This is a genomic window from Jeotgalibaca sp. A122, assembly GCF_052266715.1.
Taxonomy (GTDB): domain Bacteria; phylum Bacillota; class Bacilli; order Lactobacillales; family Aerococcaceae; genus Jeotgalibaca.
In genome coordinates this window covers 101,831-128,478 of the sequence record NZ_JBQPRB010000005.1, presented here as the reverse complement: position 1 = coordinate 128,478, position 26,648 = coordinate 101,831, and the positions used below count along the sequence as shown (strand labels likewise).

General features: G+C 41.4%; 26 protein-coding genes and 1 other annotated feature. Of the genes, 5 read left to right on the top strand and 21 right to left on the bottom strand.

Going from position 1 to position 26,648, the window contains the following annotated elements; translation table 11 throughout:
• Window positions 1–5: 5 nt before the first annotated feature.
• The 3 genes from thiI to ACTU7M_RS07255 all read right to left on the bottom strand — a co-directional run bounded on the left by thiI (window position 6) and on the right by ACTU7M_RS07255 (window position 4,176).
• A complete protein-coding gene (gene thiI / locus ACTU7M_RS07265) occupies window positions 6–1,214 on the bottom strand; it encodes a tRNA uracil 4-sulfurtransferase ThiI (protein WP_443473718.1) in 1,209 nt (402 codons plus the stop codon).
• Between the two features lie 14 nt (window positions 1,215–1,228).
• Entirely contained in the window at window positions 1,229–2,368 is a 1,140-nt protein-coding gene (locus ACTU7M_RS07260) for a cysteine desulfurase family protein (RefSeq protein WP_443473717.1), read from the bottom strand.
• Window positions 2,369–2,439: 71 nt separating this feature from the next.
• Entirely contained in the window at window positions 2,440–4,176 is a 1,737-nt protein-coding gene (locus tag ACTU7M_RS07255) for a septation ring formation regulator EzrA (protein WP_443473716.1), read from the bottom strand.
• A 353-nt stretch (window positions 4,177–4,529) separates the two neighbouring features.
• Here ACTU7M_RS07255 and rpsD point away from each other — a divergent pair, with 353 nt between their 5' ends.
• Together rpsD and ACTU7M_RS07245 are read left to right on the top strand one after the other, a co-directional pair.
• Window positions 4,530–5,141 carry a 30S ribosomal protein S4 gene (gene rpsD / locus ACTU7M_RS07250; RefSeq protein WP_443473715.1) on the top strand — a complete coding sequence of 204 codons (612 nt, stop codon included), beginning with the start codon at window positions 4,530–4,532 and terminating at the stop codon, window positions 5,139–5,141.
• Between the two features lie 164 nt (window positions 5,142–5,305).
• Window positions 5,306–5,629: a hypothetical protein gene (locus tag ACTU7M_RS07245; protein ID WP_443473714.1), complete on the top strand. Its 324-nt coding sequence runs from the start codon at window positions 5,306–5,308 to the stop codon at window positions 5,627–5,629.
• A 297-nt stretch (window positions 5,630–5,926) separates the two neighbouring features.
• Here the strand turns inward: ACTU7M_RS07245 and ACTU7M_RS07240 are convergent, their stop codons facing one another.
• From ACTU7M_RS07240 to ACTU7M_RS07230, 3 genes are read right to left on the bottom strand one after another with little or no spacing between them, the layout of a single operon-like run.
• Window positions 5,927–6,619, bottom strand: coding sequence for a 5'-methylthioadenosine/adenosylhomocysteine nucleosidase (locus tag ACTU7M_RS07240; RefSeq protein WP_443473713.1), 693 nt, complete (start codon window positions 6,617–6,619; stop codon window positions 5,927–5,929).
• A gap of 17 nt (window positions 6,620–6,636) precedes the next feature.
• The gene (locus ACTU7M_RS07235) at window positions 6,637–6,831 is read right to left on the bottom strand and encodes a hypothetical protein (RefSeq protein WP_443473712.1); all 195 of its coding nucleotides are present in this window, start codon (window positions 6,829–6,831) and stop codon (window positions 6,637–6,639) included.
• A 1-nt stretch (window position 6,832) separates the two neighbouring features.
• On the bottom strand, window positions 6,833–7,384 hold the full coding sequence (locus ACTU7M_RS07230) for an NUDIX domain-containing protein (RefSeq protein ID WP_443473711.1): 552 nt from the start codon (window positions 7,382–7,384) through the stop codon (window positions 6,833–6,835).
• Window positions 7,385–7,548: 164 nt separating this feature from the next.
• Here ACTU7M_RS07230 and ACTU7M_RS07225 point away from each other — a divergent pair, with 164 nt between their 5' ends.
• The 3 genes from ACTU7M_RS07225 to ACTU7M_RS07215 all read left to right on the top strand — a co-directional run bounded on the left by ACTU7M_RS07225 (window position 7,549) and on the right by ACTU7M_RS07215 (window position 9,836).
• A complete protein-coding gene (locus ACTU7M_RS07225) occupies window positions 7,549–8,250 on the top strand; it encodes a 5-bromo-4-chloroindolyl phosphate hydrolysis family protein (protein ID WP_443473710.1) in 702 nt (233 codons plus the stop codon).
• 11 nt (window positions 8,251–8,261) lie between these two features.
• Window positions 8,262–9,461: a toxic anion resistance protein gene (locus tag ACTU7M_RS07220; protein ID WP_443473709.1), complete on the top strand. Its 1,200-nt coding sequence runs from the start codon at window positions 8,262–8,264 to the stop codon at window positions 9,459–9,461.
• A 123-nt stretch (window positions 9,462–9,584) separates the two neighbouring features.
• Complete coding sequence (locus tag ACTU7M_RS07215; RefSeq protein ID WP_443473708.1) at window positions 9,585–9,836, top strand: GlsB/YeaQ/YmgE family stress response membrane protein; 252 nt, start codon at window positions 9,585–9,587, stop codon at window positions 9,834–9,836.
• A gap of 112 nt (window positions 9,837–9,948) precedes the next feature.
• Here the strand turns inward: ACTU7M_RS07215 and cspD are convergent, their stop codons facing one another.
• The 15 genes from cspD to ftsZ form a co-directional block, all read right to left on the bottom strand.
• Window positions 9,949–10,149 carry a cold-shock protein CspD gene (gene cspD, locus ACTU7M_RS07210; protein ID WP_443473707.1) on the bottom strand — a complete coding sequence of 67 codons (201 nt, stop codon included), beginning with the start codon at window positions 10,147–10,149 and terminating at the stop codon, window positions 9,949–9,951.
• Between the two features lie 200 nt (window positions 10,150–10,349).
• Window positions 10,350–11,540 carry a MalY/PatB family protein gene (locus ACTU7M_RS07205; protein ID WP_443473706.1) on the bottom strand — a complete coding sequence of 397 codons (1,191 nt, stop codon included), beginning with the start codon at window positions 11,538–11,540 and terminating at the stop codon, window positions 10,350–10,352.
• Window positions 11,533–12,627 carry a PLP-dependent transferase gene (locus ACTU7M_RS07200; RefSeq protein WP_443473705.1) on the bottom strand — a complete coding sequence of 365 codons (1,095 nt, stop codon included), beginning with the start codon at window positions 12,625–12,627 and terminating at the stop codon, window positions 11,533–11,535. The genes ACTU7M_RS07205 and ACTU7M_RS07200 overlap by 8 nt, the downstream gene beginning before the upstream one ends.
• A 2-nt stretch (window positions 12,628–12,629) precedes the next feature.
• Window positions 12,630–13,559 (bottom strand): homoserine O-succinyltransferase, encoded by a 930-nt coding sequence (locus ACTU7M_RS07195; RefSeq protein ID WP_443473704.1) that lies wholly within the window; start codon window positions 13,557–13,559, stop codon window positions 12,630–12,632.
• A 336-nt stretch (window positions 13,560–13,895) separates the two neighbouring features.
• Entirely contained in the window at window positions 13,896–14,483 is a 588-nt protein-coding gene (gene leuD / locus ACTU7M_RS07190) for a 3-isopropylmalate dehydratase small subunit (RefSeq protein WP_443473703.1), read from the bottom strand.
• On the bottom strand, window positions 14,470–15,858 hold the full coding sequence (leuC, locus tag ACTU7M_RS07185) for a 3-isopropylmalate dehydratase large subunit (RefSeq protein ID WP_443473702.1): 1,389 nt from the start codon (window positions 15,856–15,858) through the stop codon (window positions 14,470–14,472). The genes leuD and leuC overlap by 14 nt, the downstream gene beginning before the upstream one ends.
• 15 nt (window positions 15,859–15,873) lie before the next feature.
• Window positions 15,874–16,920, bottom strand: a complete 1,047-nt coding sequence (leuB, locus tag ACTU7M_RS07180; RefSeq protein ID WP_443473701.1) for a 3-isopropylmalate dehydrogenase — start codon at window positions 16,918–16,920, stop codon at window positions 15,874–15,876.
• A 12-nt stretch (window positions 16,921–16,932) separates the two neighbouring features.
• Window positions 16,933–18,489, bottom strand: coding sequence for a 2-isopropylmalate synthase (locus ACTU7M_RS07175; RefSeq protein ID WP_443473700.1), 1,557 nt, complete (start codon window positions 18,487–18,489; stop codon window positions 16,933–16,935).
• 877 nt (window positions 18,490–19,366) lie between these two features.
• Window positions 19,367–22,132, bottom strand: a complete 2,766-nt coding sequence (gene ileS / locus ACTU7M_RS07170; RefSeq protein WP_443473699.1) for an isoleucine--tRNA ligase — start codon at window positions 22,130–22,132, stop codon at window positions 19,367–19,369.
• A gap of 61 nt (window positions 22,133–22,193) precedes the next feature.
• Window positions 22,194–22,411: a binding site (T-box leader), on the bottom strand.
• A 17-nt stretch (window positions 22,412–22,428) separates the two neighbouring features.
• Complete coding sequence (locus ACTU7M_RS07165; protein ID WP_443473698.1) at window positions 22,429–23,058, bottom strand: DivIVA domain-containing protein; 630 nt, start codon at window positions 23,056–23,058, stop codon at window positions 22,429–22,431.
• Window positions 23,059–23,083: 25 nt separating this feature from the next.
• On the bottom strand, window positions 23,084–23,866 hold the full coding sequence (locus tag ACTU7M_RS07160; RefSeq protein ID WP_443473697.1) for a YlmH family RNA-binding protein: 783 nt from the start codon (window positions 23,864–23,866) through the stop codon (window positions 23,084–23,086).
• An 18-nt stretch (window positions 23,867–23,884) separates the two neighbouring features.
• A complete protein-coding gene (locus ACTU7M_RS07155; protein ID WP_443473696.1) occupies window positions 23,885–24,172 on the bottom strand; it encodes a YggT family protein in 288 nt (95 codons plus the stop codon).
• 44 nt (window positions 24,173–24,216) lie between these two features.
• Window positions 24,217–24,660, bottom strand: coding sequence for a cell division protein SepF (locus ACTU7M_RS07150; RefSeq protein ID WP_443473695.1), 444 nt, complete (start codon window positions 24,658–24,660; stop codon window positions 24,217–24,219).
• Between the two features lie 20 nt (window positions 24,661–24,680).
• Complete coding sequence (locus ACTU7M_RS07145) at window positions 24,681–25,361, bottom strand: YggS family pyridoxal phosphate-dependent enzyme (RefSeq protein ID WP_443473694.1); 681 nt, start codon at window positions 25,359–25,361, stop codon at window positions 24,681–24,683.
• A 2-nt stretch (window positions 25,362–25,363) separates the two neighbouring features.
• The gene (gene ftsZ, locus ACTU7M_RS07140) at window positions 25,364–26,623 is read right to left on the bottom strand and encodes a cell division protein FtsZ (RefSeq protein WP_443473693.1); all 1,260 of its coding nucleotides are present in this window, start codon (window positions 26,621–26,623) and stop codon (window positions 25,364–25,366) included.
• Between the last annotated feature and the right edge of the window lie 25 nt (window positions 26,624–26,648).

Here is a 26,648-nt window from a genome sequence, read left to right as displayed (position 1 = left end):
ATTTATTATAATAAACTACTGAACAAAGTTTCTTCCTCAATGAGTGTTTCCTGGCTAATGCGGGTTACCACAATGCCAGCAACGGCACGCGCAACCAAACCTTCAATATCCATATTTCCTTCGAACCTGTTAACTTTATCCAAATGCGGTTTCGTTTTTGGAGCAGCCGGTGCAAAAATGGTACAGCAATCTTCAAACGGCTGGATTGATAAATCAAATGTATCGATTTTTTGCGCGATATCGATGATTTCATTTTTATCCATTGTGGCTACTGGGCGGATAATTGGCGTTGAAGTAACGGCATTGATTGCCACCATACTTTCCAACGTTTGTGAAGCAACTTGGCCCAAGCTTTCACCGTTAAAAATTGCCAAGGCTTTCCGTTGTTCCCGGATAGCATCCGTAATACGAAGCATCATGCGACGCGTAACCGTCATACCATATCCCTCAGGAATTTTCGCTTTTATTTCTTCCTGAATTTCGGTAAACGGTACTTCGATAAATTGAATAGAACCTGAAAAACGGGTTAATTTCGCTGTTAAATCTTTAGCTTTTTTCAAAGCTTGTGGACTTGTATACGGAGGGCTGTGGAAGTGAAGAGCTTCAATTTCAACGCCCCGCTTCATTGCTAAATACCCTGCAACTGGCGAGTCAATACCACCCGATAACATTAAGATACCCCGGCCACTTGAACCAACTGGTAACCCTCCTGCTCCTTGGTAAGTTTCCGTACTGATCAGGAAGTTTTCATTTTTAACATCAACGCGAACGGTGATATCGGGTTTTTTCACTTGAACGGTGATATTGGGAATATTTTGCAAAACGGCTGCCCCAAATTCAGCATTCAACCAGTTCGTATCGTGTTCATAAGAATGGTCGGAACGGCGCGTTGCTATTTTGAATGTTTTATTTTCTGTGTCTAGTTTTTTCATTAAATCAATAATGAAAGTACGTGCGGTTTCAAAGTCACGTGGCACGACATAAACTGGCGAGAAATTTTGAATCCCGAAAATATCTTGCAGGCGTTCAATAATTACTGCCTCTTCAGCGTCATTTAAGTTCAAGAAAATGAAATCGTGCTCCGCATGAATTTTAATCTGCGGAAAGTCATGAGTCGCTGCCCGGATATTTTGAGATAATTTTTGGATGAATCTTTTTTTATTTTTACCTTTAGTCGAGAGCTCACCAAAGCGGATTTGAATACGTGTTTCCATGGATAGTTCCTTTCTTATTTCTGAATTTTTTTGAATTTTGTATGTAATTGAGCGAATACGGATTTAAATGTTTCTACTTCTGCCAGCGTATTTTCCGACGATAAACTGATGCGGACTGCACAACGGGACCATTCGCTCGGAACGTGCATGGCTTCCAATGTAGCAGGGACATCCCCTTTTTTACTGGAGCATGCACTGGTCGTGGAAAGAATAATGTTTTCATTCTCAAAAGCATGGACCATGACTTCACCACGAACATCTTTCATGGCAAAGCACAAGATGTGTGATGCACCTTCAGCCGTACTGAAAATTTTAACATCATCATATGATTGTAAAAATGACATTAAATGGTTTTTGAGCGTAAGTTCCGATTGGTGTGCGGTGTTCCGCTTTTCCAAAGCCATGCGCAAAGCTTTGGCGGTTGCGGCAATACCGGGAACATTTTCGGTTGAGCTACGTTCTCCGGATTCCTGCCCACCACCTGTCAAGAGGGAGGCGATGCGCTTCCCAGCTTTATGGTAAACAATACCGACACCTTTGGGACCGCGGAATTTATGAGCGGAAAGAACCAAGAAATCAATACGTGGATGCTGAATGACCGTGTCGAATTCCGTCAACCCTTGTACGGCATCAACATGATAGTGAATAGTGGGATAGTCTTCCAAAATATCTCCGACTTCCCTTATCGGTTGGATGGCGCCTACTTCGTTATTTATTGCCATCAACGAAACCAGGATGGTATCTTCGCGAATCGCCTCTTTTACATCACTTGCGGATACGACACCCGCTTCATCAACCGGAATGACTGTTATTTCAAAACCCAACTTTTTGAGTTGTTGCATCGTTTTGGAAACCGCGGGATGTTCAACGGCTGAGGTGATCAGATGCTTCCCATAGACCGCTTTTTCAATAGCTGTTCCTTTTATGACCCAATTGTCCCCTTCTGTTCCACCGCTTGTAAAAAATATTTCCTTCGGTGTTACGTTCAATAAGTCAGCTACTTGTTTACGGGATTGTTGAAGCAACTGGTCAGCCATCACTCCCAATTTGTGCAAACTTGAGGGATTGCCGGTAATGGCCTGGCTAACTTTTATATATGTATCCAATGCTTCAGGGAAGATGGGCGTCGTTGCGCTGTTATCAAAATAAATCATTATTTCACTCTTTCTGTAATTTTTTACAAAGTTAAAGCTGAGACATAAAATTAATGTCTCAGCCCTATTCATCATTTAGTCGATTGTTGCGGTGTAAAGGAACGACGATTTTTATCTTCCAAGTAGTTATCTTCAACCTTTTTGCTAGCACCTGGTTCCACTTTATTCAATATATTTTTCATGACGTTCATTGCATTTTCGTAGTCATAAGCATTTTGGAATAAGTCGAGTGCTTCACGCGTTGCTGCTTCAACTTCTGGATTATCACGGTAACGATTTGCATATTGAATCAAGGATTCAGTCATGTTAGCTTGGTCGAGGATTTCTTCGGTACGTTTATCCAATAGTTGGATATCCTCTTCACACATGACCACCAGATTTTCGATTTCTTCCATATCGATTTTTACGCGATTTAATTTAGCTGAAATTTCTTCGATTCTCTGGGAAACTGCAAAGAAAAGATCCAGGTAAGCAGGTGTCAGGCCTGGCAAATGTTGTTTTTCCAAGGTACGCTTCATGTTACGCATATCCATCTCAAACAAATCGACAGCATCTTTCGCATCTTTCTCGCGATTCTTTAAATTACTCAATTTTGCCACTAATTCCGATTGTTCTTTATCAATTTGGCTCAGTTTTTGAGTCATTTTTTCATAACGGGCTTTCGTTGCAGAATAAGAAATCTGATGCTCTTCCAATAATTTATCATGGTAACGCAGAGCTTCGTTTTCAGCAAGCAATTGTTCTTCATATTCTTGGGAACGACCAAGCTCGTTATGATTCAAGAAGAAGTTTTGAGAGACACGATCAATCTCTAATAACACATAACGGTTACTTTGCATGACATGTTCCATTTTACGGGATAAGTTCGACTGGTGGCGATCCACAAAATCTTTTGCATCCATTTCCTTTTCCATGATGATATATGTATTTTCAATCGCGCGTTCGGCTTTATCCATTTTCTTGCGTGCTTCTCCAATATCCGCCAACGCAATAGAATCTTTTGCCTCTTTCAAGATATCTTCGATTTCCACAATTTTCTCTGGGATATTCACATTATCAAAAACGTAGTTTTCTGTAATCAAGCGTTGGTAGCCTTCGCGTAAATCCGCAATTTGTTCTTCATACTCTTCTTTGATTTGTTTATTCAATTCAGGAATTTTTTCGACTACTTCTTCCATTACTGTTAAATCTTGGCCAATACGATCCAGAACTTCTTTCGCTTCCATATGATCGCCTTCATTAGTTAAAGAGTTGAATTTTGTGAAATCAAGCTCCATATAATTCAAGTTCTTTTCAAGTGTTTCAACTGCTGGTCCGAAAGTAAAACTATGAGCCAAGAGTTGTTTACGGATTTTGTTGTAACGTTCTTGATTTTCTTCTAGTTCTTTGCGGTTTTCCTGCGCACTTTCCAAAAGTTTTTCAAGCGCTTTGTTTACCTTGATAACACTCGTTTCAGTTTCTTGAATCAGTTTTTCTGCGTTTTCAATAGCTTGCTTTGCTTTAATGAAATTGTATTGTTGAATACTTTGCTCTGCACTCACAAGCGCAGCCTCAATTTCAGGATATTGGAAACGCGTGATTGTTTGCCAAGTCGCTTGCCAACTTTCATAGGTGCGTTTTGTTTGGCCTGTTAAATTCAAATTTTTCAAAGTATATAAATTGTCCGCAACCGGAATTGCCATCATTTTATGTTTTTTATCATCAATTTCTTTAATACGATTCGCTTGTTTACGGTTCAAATAGTATACGACGCCATATCCAACTAGAATGACAATGAATATACCCGCTAACCAATAAAATAAGTCCATTTAAGAATCCCCCATCTACTCAACTGTTGTCATACTGTCCAAGACATGCTGACCATAATATCATCATTCAGTATAGCACAGAAAATTTTATAAAAAAAGCAAGTCTCAGTGGATTAGGCGAAAGTTTTCCTTAGATGGAAAGCTTGCATCTTATCTATTACTATGTTAAGATAACTGACGTGTAAAATAATGCAGCGGAAATAGTGTACCCGCGTCAACATTTCATCGCCTCCTAGAGGTTCAATTGTGTACCCTTGCGGCTGCATAAGGTGAAGATTGAAGGATGAAATGCACGTACTACAACATTTTCATTATTATTTTACTCCAAAACATATTATTGGAGGAATAAAATTATGTCTCGTTATACTGGCCCAAGCTGGAAAAAATCTCGTCGTTTAGGAATCTCTTTAACAGGTACTGGTAAAGAAATCGAACGTCGCCCTTACGCACCTGGACAACACGGTCCTAACAGCCGTCGTAAAATGTCTGAGTACGGTCAACAATTGCAAGAAAAACAAAAACTACGTTTGATGTATGGCATGAACGAACGTCAATTTGCTACTGCTTTCAAAAAAGCTGGTAAAATCCAAGAAGGTAAACATGGTGAAAACTTCATGATCATGTTGGAACGTCGTTTGGATAACGTTGTTTACCGTCTAGGTTTGGCAACTACTCGTCGTCAAGCGCGTCAATTAGTAAACCATGGCCACATCACTGTTGATGGCAAACGTGTGGATATCCCTTCATACGAAGTTTCAGTTGGACAAGTTATCGCAGTTCGCGAAAAATCAAAAACTATGACAATCATCACAAGTGCTGTTGAAGGATTGTTCGGTCGTCCAGACTTCGTAACATTCGATACAGAAAAACTTGAAGGTTCTCTAAACCGTCTACCAGTTCGTGACGAATTGACAGCAGACGTTGATGAGTCATTCATCGTTGAATACTACAACAAACTTGGCTAATAAGTCATTTGAACAGAATCCTTCGGGGTTCTGTTTTTTTGTGTCAAAAAATCCCCAATTTCGTTGCGCAACAAATTGTAGCACGTTGCTATGACAAGGTTCCTCATTTTTTTGCTCATCTGCTTTCTTTTACTTTGCTATACTAAAAGCATGAAGGAGCTGATGTGGTTGAAAACGAAGCCGGTTTGCGCCCTTCCGACTTGGTGGATTCGACTTGGCAATTGCACCTTGATCCTTCCAAGACCTTCCCGGATTCGTTCACTTCATTCGGGAAACAGGACATGCTTGTCTTGAATGAGTTCAGTGTTTGGATTCTTCCCTTCATGGATCCAGACGAGATTCAGGAAAAGCAGGATGAGTTGGAAGAAAAAGGTCTAGAAAATGGTCTAACCGAATACAAGTTATTGACCATTGAAACCAAAGACAACAAATACATCGTATCCGCCCATGATCTGTTGCACTCCATGGTTGACCAGATGGAATTATGATACTACTCAGCAAGAACTGATTACTCAAATTGGAATTCTACTTTGAGTAATCACTCTCTTCCCAAAAGCGATTACTCAAACCGAAAAACGACTCTGAGTAATCACTTTCCCCCAATAGCGATTACTCAAACGTAAAAATGACTCTGAGTAATCACTTTCCCCCCAATAGCGATTACTCAAACGTAAAAATGACTCTGAGTAATCACTAGGGGGAAAATAGGCCTAACAAATAGACTGTTATGAAGATTCAAGACAATATAAAACACCTTCGAAATACTTTTTCGAAGGTGTTTCTGGTTATTTTTGATAATTTCGAATAAATGCCAACACTAATTCAGCTGACTTTTTGCCTGCTTCGATAATAAATTCATCGAATGTAACAGATGCTTCCTCATCGGCACTGTCTGAAATTGAGCGGACAACCACAAATGGCACGCCCATTACATGACAAGCTTGAGCAATGGAAGCTCCTTCCATTTCAGTTGCACCCGCTTGCGGAAACTCGGAAATAATACGTTCGACTTCCACTTTATCAGCTATAAAAGAATCGCTTGAAACAATCAATCCTTGATGCGGTGTTAAACCAACTGTATTGGCGGCCGCCATGATTCCGGCAACAGCTCGGGCATCACTTGGATAAGTCGCCGGCATCTGCGGAACTTGTCCTTTCACGTAACCGAATGCCATAGCATCCACATCGTGATAAGCCAATTCATCGGCAACCAATACGTCTCCTACTTTCAAACCAGGCAATAAGCCACCAGCGGAACCGGTATTAATAATTAATTCCGGTTGATAACGATCAATCATGAATCCTGTCGCTAAAGCAGAATTAACTTTCCCAATTCCAGACTGTGCAATTACCACCGCTTGCCCATCAACGAGACCGCTGATATATTCTAGGTGGTGCACCTTTTCAACCTTTTGATCTGTCATATGCGCTAAAAGGACACGCGTTTCCTCTTCCATTGCGCCAATAATACCTATCATCTTTTACCCTCTTTTCATTAAATAACAAATGCTAAAACAAATACCAGAACAATCGCTATTGCTACGATAATAATGGCCCAGTTATAAAAAGTATCCAGCTTGCGACCCTGTTCTTTTTCAAAACTACGCTTGCCCGCTCCTACTTCTTTATCTAATTCATCTTTAGCACTTTGATACGTTTTTCTAGTAATAATTGGTTTCTTTTCAGTCATGTTAACCCATTTCCTTTAAGCGTAGTTGCCAATACAACAACGCATATAATGTTTTGGAATCGCAAATTTCGCCGCTTGCTTGAAGTGCCAAAGCTTCTTCATAAGTGCATTCCAGTACCTCAACAAATTCATCTTCATCCAATGGACGTGGATTCTCCACAATCGATAAATCCTCTGCCAGATAAATAGTGAATTTTTCGTCCAGATAAGCCGGTGTTGGGTACATCGTTACGAGCGCCTCCCATTTTTCAGCATGGTAATGCGTTTCTTCTTCCAACTCACGTTTGGCAGCTTCCAAGGGATCTGTGTCCGAAACTTCCAATTTCCCAGCGGGAATCTCCACAACGGTTCGGTCCAACGGCTTTCTGAATTGGCGCACCAATACCATTTTCCCTTCGTTCGTAAAAGGAATCATTGCCACGGCGCCAGGATGCCGGATAATTTCTCGTACGGAAGTGGAACCATTTGGCAATTCCACATCTTGCCGTTCCAAATGAACCAGAACACCATCGAATATAACTTCTTTAGTCAGCGTTTTTTCTTCAAATTCCATTTCATTAGCCCCTATCCTGATTCTTCTTCAATCATGATACACCATTTATTTAACAGATTACAACCACGTTAACAAAAATCATCCTTTTGACCGATAGGTGCCGCCTCTTCTATTATGCTAAAATAGAGACAAATGAAATCGTAAATTCATGAGGAGGAAATATAATGCTGAAGAACATAATAGAAGTACTGAAATTCACCTTTACCAACGCCATTTGCTTGATTGCGTTAATACTGATGTATTTCTTGTTAGGCTACGATTTAGTTACTTCCCTTATTTTAACAATGGTACTAGGGGCGATTATTTACTATCAAAAAAATCGAAAAAGACAAAAAGGAAATATGGTCCTGAATCGTGTAAGCAGCGATAAAGAAGCATTCTACCGGGAACAAGGTCTTACGAAGGATGAAATGAATCTATTCCGGAATACGATGCATGCAGCACGTAACAACATCCATGATATTGAGGAAAATGTTAAGAGCCGTACAAAACTTACAGCCATCACGAACCGTAACTACACGTTGCCTATCCTGAAAGATTTCTTTAAACATATTGTGGAACAACCACAACGCTTACACGACGTGAACAACTTCCTTTATACACAATTACCAAACTTGAAAGAGTTGACGGATAATTACGTAGAAGTTGACAGTCATGTGACCAAAACAAAAGAAACATATCAATCTCTGGACAGCAGTGCAAAAGTCATAGATGCCCTCTGCCAAAAAATCCAGCAATCTTATACAGATTTCATGGAGAATGACATCGATAATATGGAAATCGAGATTGAACTTGCGAAACAGGGTGTATCGGGTGATAATGATAATAAGAAAACCGTTACAGAACCTTCGGACACAGAGATATAGGGGGTATTTAATTGGATAACGAAAAAAAAACCGACGTAAATAAAGAACTGGATGACCTACTGGCAAACCCGTTTGCCGATCCATTTGCCAATGCTGCCACAACCCAACCTGATAAAGGGGAGTTGGCGGAGGAGATTCAAAATAACCAATTGATTTCACGTTTGCCTGCAGAACGCCAGGAACAAGCGCGAGCTTTGGCATCACAAATCGATGAAAATAACATGTCTGCCATCATTAGCTATGGAGCAGCCGCTCAAAAACAACTGGGTGACTTTTCCAATTCTATGCTGGATCATGTCCAAAATCAGGACACAGGTGAAATCGGTGATTCCCTGAATGAATTGATGTTCAAATTAAATGAAACCAGCCCTTCTGATCTTCGGGCTGAGGATAATAACATCTTCAGAAAAATGTTTGGAAAAGTTAAACAGAGCGTCTATGAAATGACAGCTAAATACCAACAAATTGGGGCCCAAATCGATAAAATCGCCATCAAGTTAGACCGCGAGAAAAATGGTTTGTTGAACGACAATATCATGTTGGAACAACTTTACAAAAAGAATGAAGATTATTTCAACGCCTTGAACATCTATATTGCAGCGGGCGAAGTGAAGCTGGACGAGCTTAAAACAATAAAGATTCCTGAAGCGATTGCGATTGCTGAGAGAACACAGAGTCAGATGGATGTGCAATCGGTTAATGATTTGAATCAATTTATGGATCGTTTGGAAAAACGGACGCACGACTTACGTCTGACACGTCAAATGACAATCCAGCAAGCACCTCAAATTCGTTTGATTCAAAATACAAACCAAGCGCTAGCTGAAAAAATCCAGGCATCCATTCACACCGCCATTCCTTTATGGAAGAACCAAGTCGCCATCGCCATGACCCTACTCCGTCAAAAAGATGCTGTTACGGCTCAACGACAAGTTTCTCAAACAACCAACGATCTGATGCTGAAAAATTCAGAAATGTTGAAAATTTCTGCTATTGAGACCGCCAAGGAAAATGAACGGGGCGTGATTGATATCGAAACGTTGGAAAAAACACAGCAAGATTTGGTTGAAACCCTTCAAGAAACCATCAAGATTCAAAAAGAAGGCCGTTCTAAACGTCAAGAAGCCGAACGCGAATTATCAGCTATGGAAGGCGAATTGCGCGTCCACCTACTCGAATTGCAAAAAGAAGAATCAAAACTATACGACTAATATTGACCCCTATCCAGATATGGATAGGGGTTATTGTTTTGTTTCAATGAATATATCTATTATAATAAAACCATAGCAAGAGTTAGAGCTATACAAATCATTCTTTTTAAGGAGGAATAAAAGATGGGATTAATTTGGTCTCTAATTGTCGGTGGTGTTCTAGGTGCAATCGCAGGCGCAATCATGGGTAAAGACGTCCCTGGCGGTATCATTGGTAACATCATCGCTGGATTCTTGGGCTCTTGGTTAGGTACTTCTCTACTAGGAGAATGGGGTCCTGAAATTGGTGGTTTCTACATTGTACCAGCTTTAGTTGGGGCAGTCGTTTTAATCTTTATTGTATCGTTAGTGTTACGGAACACACGGTCACGTTGAGGAAGAAATTATTAAGCAGTACTAAGGCCGGGATTTCTCCCGGCCTATTATTATAAAAAAAACAGGCCGGGAGAAATCCCGGCCTGTTTAACTATATAGTTTTAACTTGCTATTATAGTTTGATTACGTTAGCTGCTTGAGGTCCACGGTTTCCATCGACAATGTCGAATTCAACTTCTTGACCTTCTTCTAGAGACTTGAATCCGTCACCTTGGATTGCTGAGAAATGTACGAATACGTCTTCTCCGCCTTCTACTTCGATGAATCCGAATCCTTTTTCGCTGTTAAACCATTTTACTTTACCTTGTTCCATATTATGTAATACCTCCAAAAAATTTGTTTTCTGGTAATCCGTTCATATAAATTCAAATTTATTCTTGTTTTATAACGATAATTCAAAAAATAACTTAACTTTATAATTACAAATTACTAATTTAATTATAAAGAAAATGATAAATAAATGCAAGCCCTATTTTACAAACGTTTTCAAAACATCTATTTTAAATCATTATTTTAATTTTTCAACAACTTTGCCTCACGAATAATAGACGCAATAGCCTGGTTAACCAGTTCGAATTTGGTTGCTAAATTGATGCGGATATACCCCTCGTACTGTGATCCGAACCATTCCCCATAATCAATCGCAACACCGCATTTCTTTTGCATGAACTCTCTTGAAGACATCCCTTTCAAAATCGGGTTCAAATCCATGAACATTAAATAAGTCCCTTGTAAAGGTGCTACAGTCACTTCAGGCAATTCCTTTTTCAGTTTATTTAAAGCACAGTCATAGTTCTCTTCAATTATGGACTTTACTGTATCTAACCACGCTTGGCCACCTTTATAAGCAGCTTCTGTAGCCAGTACCCCCATAATATTCAACTCTGTCTTAATGACGGTATTTGCATAATCGTCATATATTTTCCGCAGGTTCTCATCGGGAATAATAATATGCGCATGTGTTAAGGCTGCCAGATTAAATGACTTAGAAGCAGCATTTGCGGTCACGATTCGATTGCGGAAGCGACCATTTGCAACCATTGCACTCGGGATATGTTTAGCTCCGCCAAAAGTGAAATCTTGATGTATTTCGTCAGAAATAATTAAGACATCATATTTTTCACAGATTTCAAACAGACGCTGTTGTTCTTCTTCAAGCCAAACCCGCCCTGCTGGATTATGGGGGGAACAATGAATATACATTTTCACTTGGTCAGTAATGATTGCTTCTTCAAATGCTTCGAAATCGATATCGAATTGGCAAGCTTCATTTTCTAATCCCAATGTGACCAATTTTCTCCCCGTATCCGTCACAGCATCATGAAACGGATAATAAACCGGAGTTAAAATCAAAATTGCATCGTCTGCTTTCGTGAAAGCATGAATAAAATGATTCAAAGCTTGGACAATTCCAGTTGTGTAACGGATCCAATCTTTTTCTAAACTAAAGTTAAAATGGTCGGTCATCCAATTGTTAAACGTATCGAAATAAGCTTCATCGGTGAAACTGTAGCCGTAAATACCGTGTTCCACTCTTTCCTGGAGCGTTTGCGTAATCGCATCGCTGACCTTAAAGTCCATGTCCGCTACCCATAACGGCAACAGATTTTCATCCTTGAATCGTTTTCCGACTAAATCCCATTTTAATGAGCGGGTATTGAAACGATCTGTGTAGTATTTTTCAATAAATGTCTGTTTATCCATTGTGACCTCCCAGCGCGTTTTTCAAGTCCATAATTAAGTCCTGAGCATCCTCCAGTCCAATCGATAAACGCAATAGTTCTGGTGTCAGGCCATAAGATTCACGTAATTCTTGTGGAATGTCTGCATGGGTCTGAGTAGTTGGATAGGTAATCAAGCTTTCAACACCGCCCAAGCTTTCCGCATAGGTGAAAAGCGTAAGGGCTTCAAGAAAAGGCCCCACTTTCTGCTCGTCTGCCAACCGAATACTCAGCATCGCCCCTTTTCCCGGATAAAGAACTTCTTTGACCTGGGGATGTCTTTCTAAAGCTGCCACAATTTCTTTAGTTGTTTCTTCTTGCCTTTTAATACGCAGTGGCAAAGTTTTTAAACTTCGGATGAAGAGCCAACAGTCAAAAGGGGATAAAGTGGGACCTGTTGTATTGGCTATCCAGGCCAAGCGTTCGCCAAATTCTGGATTATTGGTGACAACGACACCGGCTAAAATATCATTGTGGCCCGCTAGATATTTGGTGCCGGAATGGACGACGATATCAGCTCCCAGTTCCAGCGGTCTTTGAATGATTGGGGTTAAAAGCGTGTTATCCACAACCATCACAGCTCCAACTTCTTTGGCCCACGTGGCTATCTTTTCGATGGATACTTCCTGCATCAATGGATTGGTTGGTGTTTCGATATAAACAGCTGTTATTTGATCCGTTAATTTTTCTGCTAAATCTTCTTCAGTTTCGAAATAGTGGAAATAAGCCAATTGCTGGCGTTCCAGTTCTTGGAAATAACGGAATGAACCTCCGTATAAATCACGTGAAACTAAAAAATGGCTGCCACTTTCAAACAGCTGAAAAACAAGTTGGATGGCACTCATCCCTGAGCTGGTTGCAATGGCATGAGTTCCTCCTTCCAAAGTTGCCAATCCTTCTTCCAGAACAGAGCGTGTTGGGTTTTTCGTGCGTGTATAATCAAACCCGGTGCTTGCCCCTAACCCTGGATGAGCATATGTCGTTGATAAATGAATGGGTAAACTAATCGCCCCTGTTTCTTTGTCCCATCGATTTCCTAGTTGGGCTAAATAAGTGTGTAAATGTGTCATGTTCATTGCTCCTTTGAATGTAGTAGTTCGCGCAAATCATAGAATGTATTCTGATACGTTTCATTCAACCAGTTCTGATAGAGCAAGTACCCGTGGCTCTTCCAATTATTTTGTGGCGTTCGCTCCGGATCATTATCCGGGTAATAATTTTCTGGAATTTTGATTAATAAACCCCGACTGATATCACGGTCGTACTCTTTTTTCAATGTATCCCGGTCGTATTCTAAATGCCCCAAAACAAACAGATCTCTTTGATCACGCGAACAGAGAATATCAGGTCCAAAGGTTTCATTGGCGGTCAAGATTTGTAAGTCCGCTTGTTCGGAAATTCCGTCAGTTAAAATTTTGGTATGTCGGGATTGCGGCACGTTATACGTTTCATCGAATCCGCGTAAAAATGGGTGTTCTGGTAAAAGCGTTTGATAGGGAAAAATCCCGAATAGTTTTTCTCCCAACGTTTCCTTTTCTATACCATATAAAAAGTTGAGGGCGAATTGTGCCCCCCAACAAATATACAAACGTGAATAAACATGGTTGCGGGCCCACTTCATCACTTCAATCAGTTCAGCCAGATAATCAACTTCAGTAAATTTCAATTGTTCAACGGGTGCGCCCGTAATGATTAAGTCATCATAAAAATCATTCTGTATTTCTGAAAAAGTTTTATAATATTTCTGTAAATGACTAGTCGGTGTATTCTCACTCGTGTGCGAAGAAGTGTGCAGAAAATCCACATCGATTTGAAGCGGTGTATTCCCCAACAAGCGCAACAGTTGTAATTCAGTTGTTTCCTTTATCGGCATGAGATTGAGTATTAAAACCTTTAGCGGTCTGATATCTTGGCTGATAGCCCGGGACGCTTCAATGGTATAGACTCCTTCCAGCTGCAACTGCTTTTGAACCGGCAATCCTTCAATTACTTTTATCGGCATTTTTTTCACATCCTATTTTTTATAAAAAAAGAAGCATCCACCCCTCTACCTATTGATTAATCAATAAGTAAAGGGACGAATACTTCGTGTTACCACCCTTTTTCACATTGCCCTTACGGGAAAATGTCTCATCAGCACCTGTTGATGCCTAGCAATCTATCGGTTGCGGCCGTCCGGATAGCGTGAACCATCCGAAAACTCAGAGTTCATCTTCACCAATTTGCGCAATACCCTTTCTCACCATCCGGGCTCTCTTTATTTTTGCTCATCAGCTACTCTTCTCATCAAAGTTTCATATATATTTAATAATATACCCATTAAAAGGTGGAATGTCAATTAGCTGTATACTAAATCCCACTGCGCTTCATAAGCAGAAATTGCTTCTTGATAAGTCATGGTTTCCGTGATGTCATCAATACCATTAATCAATTTATGTTTCCAGGTCGGATCGATTTTGAATGGGAATTCATTGCTGTCGGTCTTGACCACTTGGTTCGGTAAATCAACTTGGATGACGGCATCCCCAGGCAATTGTGCCAGAACGTCACGTACATCTTGCGCCAGCTCAATCGGCAATAACCCATTTTTCAATGCGTTCATATAGAAGATATCACTGTAACTTCCTGCTATGATTACCCGGAATCGGTAATCCTTCAGTGCCCAAGCCGCATGCTCACGGGACGATCCGCATCCGAAATTATCACCCGTAATCAGGATGGTTGCTTCCTGCCTGTCCCCATCATTCAAGGGGAATTCGGGATTGGGTTTGCCATTCTTCAAGAAACGCCACTCATCAAAAACAAATGCGCCAAAGCCCGTTTTTTCGATACGCTTCAAAAATACTTTGGGAATGATTTGATCAGTATCGATATTGTCATTCATAAGCGCGACGGTTTTCCCGTTGTGTACTTTAATTGGCTCCATGCGCCACCCCTACCTTTCTGATGTCCACAAATTTTCCGTTTATTGCTGCCGCTGCCGCCATGGCTGGGCTGACCAAATGCGTCCGCGCCCCTTTTCCCTGACGTCCTTCAAAGTTTCGGTTGGAAGTCGAGGCACAGTGAACGCCGGCTGGTACTTTATCAGGATTCATGCCCAGACATGCTGAACAGCCTGGTTCGCGCCATTCAAATCCGGCTGCGATGAATATTTCGTCTAACCCTAGTTCTTGTGCGGCATCACGCACGCTACGGCTACCTGGGACTACCAAGGCCCGAATATGATCCAGAACTTTTCCTCCTTGGATGTATTTCGCTGCTTCCATTAAATCGGAGAGTCGTGAATTCGTACAGGATCCGATAAAGACATACCCCAAGGGAATATCTTCCGCTGTTTGACCTGGCTTGAGATTCATATAATGATAAGCGCGTTCGTCATTTTGATCCATGGCGGGAGGAAACTGTTCGCCGAAAGGCACACCCATGCCCGGATTTGTCCCCCAGGTCACATAAGGTCCCAAATCGGAAACATCAAGGGAAATAAGCGTATCATAGGTAGCTTCTGGATCACTCTTCAAGGTTTCCCAATCCGTTATGGCTAGCGCGATGTTTTCGGGCGCATACTGGCGACCCCGCAGATAATCATAAGTGGTTTGATCGGGCGCCATCATCCCGATTTTGGCCCCGAATTCGATGGACATGTTACAGATGGTCATTCTTTCTTCCATCGACAAGCCTTCAACCGTTTCACCGAAAAACTCAATCGCATATCCACTCCCAAAAGCCGTTCCGTAGGTCGCAATCAAATGCAAGATAATATCTTTCGCGTAGACGCCAGAAGCTAATTTGCCAGTAATTTCGACTCCAAGCGACATTGGTTTCTTTTGCCAAATGGTTTGGGTCGCAAAAACATGCTCCACCTCAGAACTGCCAATCCCGAAGGCCAAAGCCCCAAAAGCACCGTGCGTAGCCGTATGCGAATCCCCACAGACCACAACTTTTCCCGGCTGGGTTGCGCCTAGTTCGGGTCCGACCATATGGACAATGCCTTGATTGGCAGTCCCGATGTCCATCAACGGGATGGTGAATTCCTTACAATTTTTCTGCAAGGTCTCAATCTGATTTTTTGATATTAAATCCTTGATATTGAAGATATCTTCCGTTGGTAAATTGTGGTCAACGGTTGCGATTGTTTTGTCAGGTCGTCTAACTTTCCGATTCGCTTCCCGTAAACCGTCGAACCCTTGCGGAGAGGTCACTTCATGAATCAGGTGCAAATCCACATAAAGTAATTGTGGTTCACCTTCGATACCGGCTATGACATGTCTGTCCCAAACTTTATCAAAAAGGGTTTTACTCATGCTGTGAATCCTCCTTTAATTTTCTAAAATAGCTTTCACTTGCTCGGTGAAGGCGGTGGTCGTCGTCGTGCCGCCCAAATCCGCGGTCAAATAGTCTGCATCCATCGCCTGTTTCGCTGCTTCCTCGAGTGCTTGCGCTTCCTCGTTTAGATTGAAACTTTGGCGGAGCATCATGGCGACGGATAAAATCATCGACATCGGATTGGCCATATTTTTTCCCGCAATATCCGGTGCTGAGCCATGGATTGGTTCGTATAACGATGGCCCCGAAATGGCATGACTGCCTGACGGCAGCATGCCCAAGGAACCCGTGATGACAGAAGCTTCATCACTCAAAATGTCACCGAACATGTTTTCCGTCACGATGACATCGAAAGCGGTCGGATTTTGAATCAGTTTCATGGAAGCGGCATCCACATACAAATGGTCCACTGTCACTTCCGGGTACGAGGCTGCCAGCTCATTGACCGTCTTGCGCCACAGTTTACTGCTGGCCAACACGTTGGCTTTATCGACGGATGTCATTTTTTTCTTGCGCGTCATCGCCAGTTCGAAAGCCTGGCGGACAATCCGTTCGATTTCGCTCTTTTTATAAAACAAGGTGTCCGTGGCTTCATCATCATTCCAGTGCTTCGGTTGTCCGAAATACAACCCACCTGTCAGTTCCCTGACAACGATGAAGTCCGTTCCTTTCACCCTTTCCGTTTTCAACGGAGAAAGATGGGCAATGCTGTCACTGACGACAATGGGACGGATATTTGAAAAAAGGCCCAAGGTTTTCCGCAATTGTAATAGTCCATCCTCAGGGGTTTTTTCCTCCTGTTCCCATTTCGGACCGCCAATCGCCCCTAAGAGAATGGCATCTGCTCCGGTGCAACCCTTGATTGTTTGCGTGGGAATGGGGTCACCCGTTTCGTCAATACCCGCCCCTCCGAATGGGTAAACTGTCACATTGAATGAATGTTGAAATTTTTTACCGATTGATTCCAACAGTGTCAATCCACTTGCCATAATTTCCGGTCCAATGCCATCTCCGGGCAATGCCGCAATCGTGTAATTCATGTTTTTGCCTCCTTATAAATAGGTCAGGATTTTTTCATTCACTTGTTTGTTTTTCGCTTTTCCACTTGCTTGAATGTAGGCTTTCGCAGAAGCTGTTAAAACATCGTAGTCAATGCCTGTACCGTAGTAACGTTTGCCTTCCTCATCTTCAACCACGACATGGACTTCAGCCTGAGCATCTTTCCCGCCTGTGATTGCTTCTATATTGTATTCTTTCAAGATGATTTCCTGTTCCAGGATTCGGTTGATTGTATTGTAAATGGCTTCAATACTCCCTGCCCCCGTCGCGGAATCCTGCAGCTGAACTTGTTGGTTTTCTTTGTCACGAATGTCAACGATCGCCGCTTGCACCCCGTCTGTCACATATTGTAGTTGCAGACGCGTCAATTCATATTGAGACTCTTCCTCTATGGTTTTTCCGACCATCAGTGCATGTAGATCCTCATCGGTAACATTTTTCTTTTTGTCCGCCAATTCTTTGAAACGGGAAAACAGCACTTTTATTTCCTCAGGGTTGTTAATGTCATAACCCATTTGTTGAATTCGATCTACAAAAGCGTGGCGGCCTGAAAGTTTACCGAGTGGCAAGCTGTTTTGCGCGACCCCAACTAATTGTGGGGTGATGATTTCGTAAGTCTCAGGATTCTTCAATACGCCATCTTGATGGATACCCGACTCGTGTGCATAGGCATTGCCACCAATGACCGCTTTATTGCGTGGAACGGGCATTCCTGACAGTCGACTCACCAAGTCACTCGTCCGTTTAGTCTCGTTCAGGATGATGCCACATTCTTTTTGGTAATGGTCTTTACGGATATGCAGCGCCACAGCTACCTCTTCCAAGGCTGTGTTACCTGCTCGTTCTCCGATTCCGTTGATGGTCCCTTCTATCCGTAGCGCACCGTTTTCGATTGCCGCCAATGCATTCGCGGTTGCCATTCCCAAATCATCATGACAGTGTGAGGAGAAAATGACATCATCGAAACGAGACACATTTTCTTTCAGGAACTTGAACAAATTGCCGAATTCGGTTGGATTCGTGTAGCCGACCGTATCCGGCACATTGATGATGGTTGCCCCATTTTCAATCGCGACATTAATCACCTTCACGAGAAAATCCCAATCGCTGCGGGTAGCATCTTCTGGTGAGAACTGCACTTTTTCGAATTTCTTTTTTGCATATGCAACGTGGTGAGCAATTGAATCCAAGACTTCTTCTTGGTTCATTTTCAATTTGTCTCGCATATGAATAGGGCTCGTGGCCAGGAAGATGTGAATTTGCGGATCAACCGCATCTTTTAAAGCTGTATAGCACGTATCAATGTCTTCTTCGTTACACCGGGCCAACCCGGCCACTGTCATCGTTTTTACAGCTTGTGCAATCGCCTGGACAGCTTCGAAATCTCCCTCGGAAGAAATCGGGAACCCTGCCTCGATCACATCGATGCCCCATTTTTCCATTTGCAAAGCGATTTGGACTTTTTCTTTCGTGTTAAAATTTACACCCGGTGTCTGTTCACCGTCCCGCAGTGTCGTATCAAAAAATTGAATGTATTGATTTTTTGTCATTTTCCGTTCCTCCAGTTCGTGAATTTCTATTAGATATTTTTCACAAAAAAAGCACCCATAAATAATGGGTGCTTTGGAAGGTCGTATGTTTTCGCTTCAGCCCCATTATTTATCAATGCTAAACAGGGCCTAAACGACTGGTATGCCAGTGTCCAAGCCCTGCTACAATAATAAGCTGAAGAAAGAAGAAATTGTCGCTTCACATTTAATTGTTGATTTTATAAACTGTTTCATGACAACTCCTCCTTTTTTCTAATTTTTTTTTAACAATTCTTAACTTTATCTCATTTTAGAGGATTGCCATTCCTTTGTCAATATCTTTTTTGTATGAGAAGCGCACTCAATTTTATGAGTAGGCTTTTTTTGAATAAAAAGCTCACTCAGGTGAAATATTTATTTTGAGTGAACTTTATTGTGAAAAAAAGCTCACTCATAGTCGATTTTTTATTTCAGTGAGCTTTTTGAACGAGTAGGTTTACTCAGTGCTTCCTATTGAGCACCCTATAGGAAAATTTTGAGCAAACAATCGATGCTTTTTAACTTTCTATGTTGGATACTTCTGAAGAATTAAACTAACAGCAACAATAACAGGCTTTACAATTATGGTGTTGGTAGGTATTCTTCGCGGAAATCCCGAAGGACGGTGTGGTTGCTTGTGGCCGTGTACTGGATGCAATGCGAAAGTAGGGACCGTTGACGCTTCAGCGTCTACGGTCCCTTTGAGGCTTGCAAGCCCGGAGACTGTAGGCTCCGGGCGGTCCCACGGCAGTACACAAGCAAACCCGCAGACCGGAGGGCATTTCCTTCACCGATAACAAAGAAAAAACTATAATAAGAAAAAGAGCACATCCCATCCGGGACGCACTCTTGTAAAAATTTATTCTACTTCAGGAACCAATGCTTCCGGGAATTCTTGGCGTACGATGTTGGCACAACGTTCACATAATGTAGGTGCATCTTCGATTGTACCTACTTCTGGTTTGATGGCGCGACAACGTTCACAGGTTTCGCCTTCTGCATGTTTTACTTCAACACGGATTGCTTCTTCTTGCTCTCCTTTAAGAACTTCCAATTGTGAAACAATTAAGAGTTGCGCTAAATCGGAGTCTTTGTCAATCAATTCAAGCAATTCAAAGACTTCTTCATTTGCATGAAGCGTCAAGTGTGCTTCAAAAGATTTACCGATTGTTTTTTCATTACGTGCTTCTTCCAATGCTTTCAAGATGTCATCACGGACATCCATGAATTTCTCCCAAACAGTCAAAACTTCTTCTTTGTCAGCTGAAAATGATGCTTCAGGGAAATCAGCCAATTGTGCATATTCTTCTTCCTCTTTCAAATACTCCCAAATTTCTTCAGTTGTGTGAGGAACGATTGGCGTCAACAAGCGTGTAATGGCTGCAAGTGCATCATAGAAAACAGTTTGCATTGAACGACGAACTTTATCATTTTCACTTTCGATATAAACAACATCTTTCGCGAAGTTTAAGTAGAATGCAGATAGTTCCAATGTACAGAAGTTCATGATTGTTTGATAGATTGTTGAGAATCTGTATTCTTTATAAGCAGTCAAACATGTTTCGATCACTTCATTCAAACGGATTACAACGTATTTATCTACTGAACGTAAGTCTTCATAAGCGACACGGTGCTCAGCTGGATTGAAATCTTCGGTATTTGCTACCAGGAATCGCATGGTATTACGGATTTTACGATAAGTCTCCGATACTTGCTTCAAGATATCATCACTAATACGGACATCAGATTCATAGTCAACAGAAGACACCCATAGACGGATGATATCGGCACCCATGTTCTTGATGACTTTTTCAGGAAGAACCGTGTTCCCCACAGATTTACTCATCTTGCGACCTTCACCGTCCAGAACGAATCCTTGAGACAAGACGCTCTTGTACGGTGCAACACCATTGATGGCTACACTTGTCGTTAAACTTGAGTTAAACCAGCCACGGTATTGGTCAGAACCTTCCAAGTACATATCGGCTGGGAACGTCAAATCTTCACGTGTACGCAACACCGCCTCGTGTGAAGAACCAGAGTCGAACCAAACATCCATGATATCTGTTTCTTTAGTAAAGTGACCATTCGGGCTGCCTTCATGCGTAAATCCTTCTGGCAATAATTCTTTTGCTTCGCGTTCAAACCAGATGTTTGAGCCATGCTCTCCAATCAAAGTAGCAACGTGATCAATTGTTTCAGGGGTGATGATTGGTTCATTATTTTCTGCGTAGAAAATTGGTAATGGCACTCCCCATACACGTTGACGGGAAATAACCCAATCGCCACGGTCACGAATCATGTTATGCAAACGGACTTTACCAGATGGGTGAATCCATTCCACGTTTTCAATTTCATCCAGGATATCTTGGCGGAATTTGTCAATGGATGCAAACCATTGTGGTGTCGCCCGGAAGATAACTGGTTTTTTCGTACGCCAGTCATGTGGGTAGCTATGGACGAAGAAGTCCAACTTCAACAATTTACCCTTTTCTTCCAATAATTCAGTAATCAATTTATTCGCTTTATCGTAGAAGATACCTTCAAATCCTGGTGCTTCGCTTGTAAAACAACCACGGTCATCTACTGGTGAAAGGACATCTAAACCATATTTTCTACCGATAATGTAGTCGTCTTCCCCGTGTCCAGGTGCAGTATGGACTAAACCAGTACCAGCATCCAATGTTACGTGATCTCCGATCATTACCAATGATTCACGGTCATAGAATGGGTGTTGTGCAGTCATGCGTTCTAGGTCAGATCCTTGTAACTCTTTCAAGACAGATACATTTTCCCATCCTATTTCAGCTGTAACGGTTTCTAGTAAGCCTTGTGCCACGACAAACTTTTGATCGTCTGCTTCTACTTGTACATATTTAAAATCAGGATGAACGGAAATACCCAAGTTAGAAGGTAACGTCCAAGGAGTTGTGGTCCAAATAACAAATGAAGTATCAGTGTCTAACAATCCTTTGCCATCTTTGACAGAGAAAGCAACATAAATAGATGCAGATTTAACATCTTTATATTCAATTTCTGCTTCTGCTAATGAAGATTCACTTGATGGCGACCAATAAATAGGTTTCAAACCTTTATAAATATAGCCTTTTTCAGCCATTTTCCCAAATACCCGGATTTCAGCTTCTTCATATTCAGGAGTCAATGTGACATAAGGATTTTCCCAATCCCCTGCAACACCCAAGCGTTTAAATACGCTACGTTGACTGTCAATTTGTTGCCAAGCATAGTCTTCACACATTTTACGGAATTCTGCCAAGCTCATTTCTTTACGGTTAACACCTGTATTTGTTAAAGCTTGTTCAATCGGTAAACCATGTGTATCCCAACCGGGGACATATGGAGAACGGAATCCTGACATCGATTTTGAGCGAACGATGATATCTTTACTTACTTTATTAAGAGCGTGTCCCATATGAACCGCACCATTTGCGTATGGTGGGCCATCATGCAGGACAAAGGTCGGTTTGTCGGCATTTTTTTCTTGTCTCTTGTCATAGACACGATTTTCTTCCCAATCTTTTTCCCGTTCTAACTCACGAACCGGTAAATTGGCTTTCATAGGAAAAGCTGTTTTTCCTAAAAGCAATGTTTCTTTCATTTTCATGAACTGTTTTCCCCCATTAGTTTTTTTATTTTTGAGAAAGCAAAAAAAGACTCCTCCCCGGTAAAGGGACGAAGTCTTCGTGGTACCACCCAATTTTAAGCATTTAAAATATAATTGCTTTCTCTAGAAACTGTTAACGCGGTTCAGGCGATTTTGCTTACTTTTGTTCAGCAAAATATTTCATGGATGATCCGCCGATTATAGGGACTGTTGACCTCACACCTATCGTCAACTCGCTACTAGTATTTAATCTTTGGTTGTTCCAATCGTCAATTACTTAATGTATTTTACTTTGTTTAGGCTAGAATTTCAATAGCTTCTACTTGACCTTCTGATTTCTCTTGTTCAGGCTTGATAACTTCTACATCATCAAAGTTTGAAGTTTTAATCAGATCATCCACTTTATGTGTACGATTCATTAAAACTTCGTCCAAAGTCGGCGTATGAATATCATTCTCGGGAGTGGTATTTAACAAAATATCCCACTCTTCATTATTGATTAAATTCATTTGTGATTCAACCATTAATTGCAATTTTTGTCTGAAATTACGGCTTTCACGACGCACACTTGCTGTTTCTTGATTGATTTGGGCCGCTTTATCAGCTGCTTCTTTCAACAATTTATCAGCACTTTTTTCAGCTTCAAATAAAATGATTTCAGCTTCTTTACGCGCGTTTTCTTTCAAGCGATCAGCAGCATCTTGGGCCACTACAATGGATTTGTTCAGAGCATCTTGAAGCGTTTCAAAATGTTGAAGTTTTTCTTCAGCGAACTTAAGATTCTTTTCAACATCCTTATTATCCTTGATTAACTGCTCAAATTCACGTTTCATCAAATCTAGAAAGTCATCAACCTGAACTTTGTCATAGCCTCTCATTTTTGATTCAAATTCTTTGTGCTGGATATCTAACGGTGTAAGTGCCATGTCTATCAATTCCTCTCGACTGTGTTCATTTACGAAGGACGCCTAATTCTACGCGCCACTTATCTTTCTTTGACTTGCCTTCAATTTCCCTGATCTGGATTCGCCCATATCCTCGTATAGAGAGGATATCACGAATACCCAATTCAAAATCCGGGCGATCATATGCTGCCCAGTTTAATTTGACCTTTCCACCTGCTACCAATTCTTTTGCCCGTTGCCGAGAAATATTGTATACAGCTGATATCACGGTATCAATTCTCAAAGAGCTAACGGTATCATGTTCAATCGTCCAATCATCAATAGGAAGAATCAAATCGGTATATTTTTTTGTTTCCAATCGGACAGTCGTTTTGCCAATTTTTGTTACTTGAGTCAGCACATAGTCCTGAACCGACTGGGCGACAAAAAATTGCCATCTCTGGCCATCGGACATAATATCACCAAACATTTCCCTTTTGATTCCAGACCCTATTAAAGTTCCCAGAATTTGGCCATGAGATAAAGTGGTAAATTTTTCTGGATAATTTATTTCAACCAACTGTAGGTCAAAATCACCATCCTTGGGTTCAAAATAATCCGGAAAGATGAGTGCTCGTTTTCGTTCAGCAGCTTCATATCCGCCGTAAAACTGTGTTCGTACTTCCCCTCTTTTACCAATCAACATTTCAATGATGTACTGTTGACGGGGGTCAAGAAAATCGGTTAAGTAAGGCGCATACTGTTGTTGCACTTGAACCACCCATGATTCGACCATATCGATAAAAGGTTGTTCCTCTTTACGAAAATGTTGATAAACTTGTTCCATCATGTTCCCCTCCATACCTGATTATAGGACTAAGCGAAGAAGATAAATAAGGATAGCCTGTGCACCATACTCCACTAAACGCAGGAATAAAATAGCAAACAGGACGCTGAAGCTCACCATTCCTACTGAAGGAATGAGGCGACGAAATACATTTAAATAAGGCTCGACTAGTCGAGCAACAAATTGCCCGAATCTTGAATTGTAACCATTCGGTAACCATGTTAAAAGTGCATAGACAAACAACAATGTCGTGTAAGCATCAATGACTGTAGGAATTACATCCAAAAGCCAAATAATTATCTGTGCCATCTGCGACTCCTTTCTTACCATGACTTTCAAAACATGGTGGGTAACTAGTAGTAATAACTATCTCGTGGTTCTTCTGTTTCGATTTTGGCGATTTCGACATCGCGGGGTGTGCAGAGAAATATCCCTTCCCCCACTTGTTTCATATCGCCACCAATTGCATAAATGGAACCTGCAATAAAATCGACCACTTTAATTGCTTGATCCTGTTCCATTCTTCTGAAATTCAATAAGACCGACTCATTATTTATCAAGTAATTGGCTATTCTCTCAGATTCTGAATAAACACGGGGCTCGATAACATGAATACTAGCTTTTTGGGTAGTCGGCCGTTTCCCAATCGGGATGACCTTTCCACTTGCTTGATTCAATGCCTTCGAGGATGTGTGAGCGACTTCGGATTCATATTCATAAGAATGTGAATCACAATCTGATGTATCAAATTCCTCATCTAGTCCAAAAAAGGTTCGAAAACTGTCTTTGATACCCATTTTCCTTTCTCACTCCCTGCTTAATTTATTTCTTCAAAAAAAGATGAGCCGATTCGGACGAACGTTGCCCCTTCCTGGATAGCAATCGGGTAGTCACGACTCATTCCCATACTTGTTTCAGCACACGGAGCATAGGACAGTGCTTTGGCAGCAATACCTTCTTGCAAGTGTTTTAATTTTTTAAAACATCCGCGGAGCATATCTTCGTCTGCATCAATTGGGGCCATTGTCATTAAACCGATGACCTTTATCTTGGGATATTTTTCCAGCATTTCAATAAACGCATCCAGTTCATCTGGTGAAATACCATGTTTAGATTTTTCCCCACTGACATTCACTTGCACAAAACAAGAAACTTGTTTTTCTGCTCGTTTATTAATCTCTTTTGCCAGTGACTCCCGATCCAAAGAATGAAAATAGTCGATGGAATTAATGACATCTTTGACTTTACGCGTTTGTAAAGAACCAATAAAATGCCATTTAATGTCTGCCTGCTTGAAATACGCTTGTTTTTCGTGCAGCCCCTCGAGACGATTTTCTCCAAAGTGACGGAAGCCTTCCTCATAAAGAATCTCTGTTTCTTCCAGCGTACGTAATTTTGTAACCGCGACGCATGTGACAGCGTCCCGGTTACGATTTACGGTATTCAATTGTGATTCAATCGTTTTAACGATTTGACGACAATTTGAAACAATGGTCATGATTATCTACGTCTTTTACGGAAGAATGGTGGTGTTTCCAACTCATCATCACCAGATTCATCTTCGTTCGTTTGTTGGTAGCGTGGGTAATTTTCGTTTGATTGTTGTGTATTCGTGTCACGAACGCTGGATTCACGACGAATATCCCAGTCACCAAACAAATCTTTTTCAGGTTCCACGTCATTTTCATGTGCTGATTGGCGTTCTTGTCTTTCAGATTGTAGTGATTGTTGAGGTGCTACTTCTTTACGACCTCTAAATGGGCTTCCGCCACGGTTAGCTGCTTTTTTTTCTTCTTTCTTACGTTCATTATCGATACCTGTTGCAATAACCGTAACAATAACTTCGTCTCCCAAGTTTTCGTTGATAGAGGTACCGAAGATAATGTTAACTTCACTTGTGGAAGCTTGTGCAACGATATCCGATGCGTCTTGTGCTTCAAACAATGTCAAGTCTGATCCACCTGTAATGTTCAACAAGATTTGTTCTGCGCCATCGATGGAAACTTCCAACAATGGAGAAGAAATAGCTTTTTTGGTTGCTTCTGCCGTACGATTTTCACCTGAAGCAATCCCGATACCCATCAATGCGGAACCTTGGTCCTTCATGACAGTGTTAACATCAGCAAAGTCTAAGTTTACATAACCAGGTGCTGTAATCAAATCAGAGATTCCTTGAACCCCTTGGCGCAATACGTTGTCTGCTTCACGGAATGCTTCAAGCATCGGTGTTTTCTTGTCAACAATCTCAAGTAGACGGTTATTGGAGATGATAACCAGTGTGTCCACGTTTTGTTTCATTTCAGCAATACCTTCTGCAGCATAACGGCCTCTCTTAGGACCTTCGAAGCTGAACGGACGTGTTACAACTCCTACTGTCAAAGCGCCTTGACTTTTTGCAATTCTAGCAACAATCGGTGCTGCACCTGTACCGGTACCGCCTCCCATTCCACATGTTACAAAAATCATGTCAGCGCCAGCCAATGCTTCAGCTAATTGTGCTTCACTTTCCTCAGCAGCTTTTCCACCTACATCCGGAATCGAGCCTGCACCTAGACCTTTTGTCAATTTAGGTCCCAATTGAATTTTTGTTTCTGCTTTTGAAGCATTCAAAGCTTGTGTATCTGTATTGGCAACGATAAATTCTACACCTTTAACGTCTTCTTCGATCATACGATTAACCGCATTACCACCGGCTCCACCAACACCGATTACTTTAACGATTGCTCCACCACTCATGATTGAGTCAAATTCCAATTCCATTACTTTTCCTCCTACTTGTCTGTAT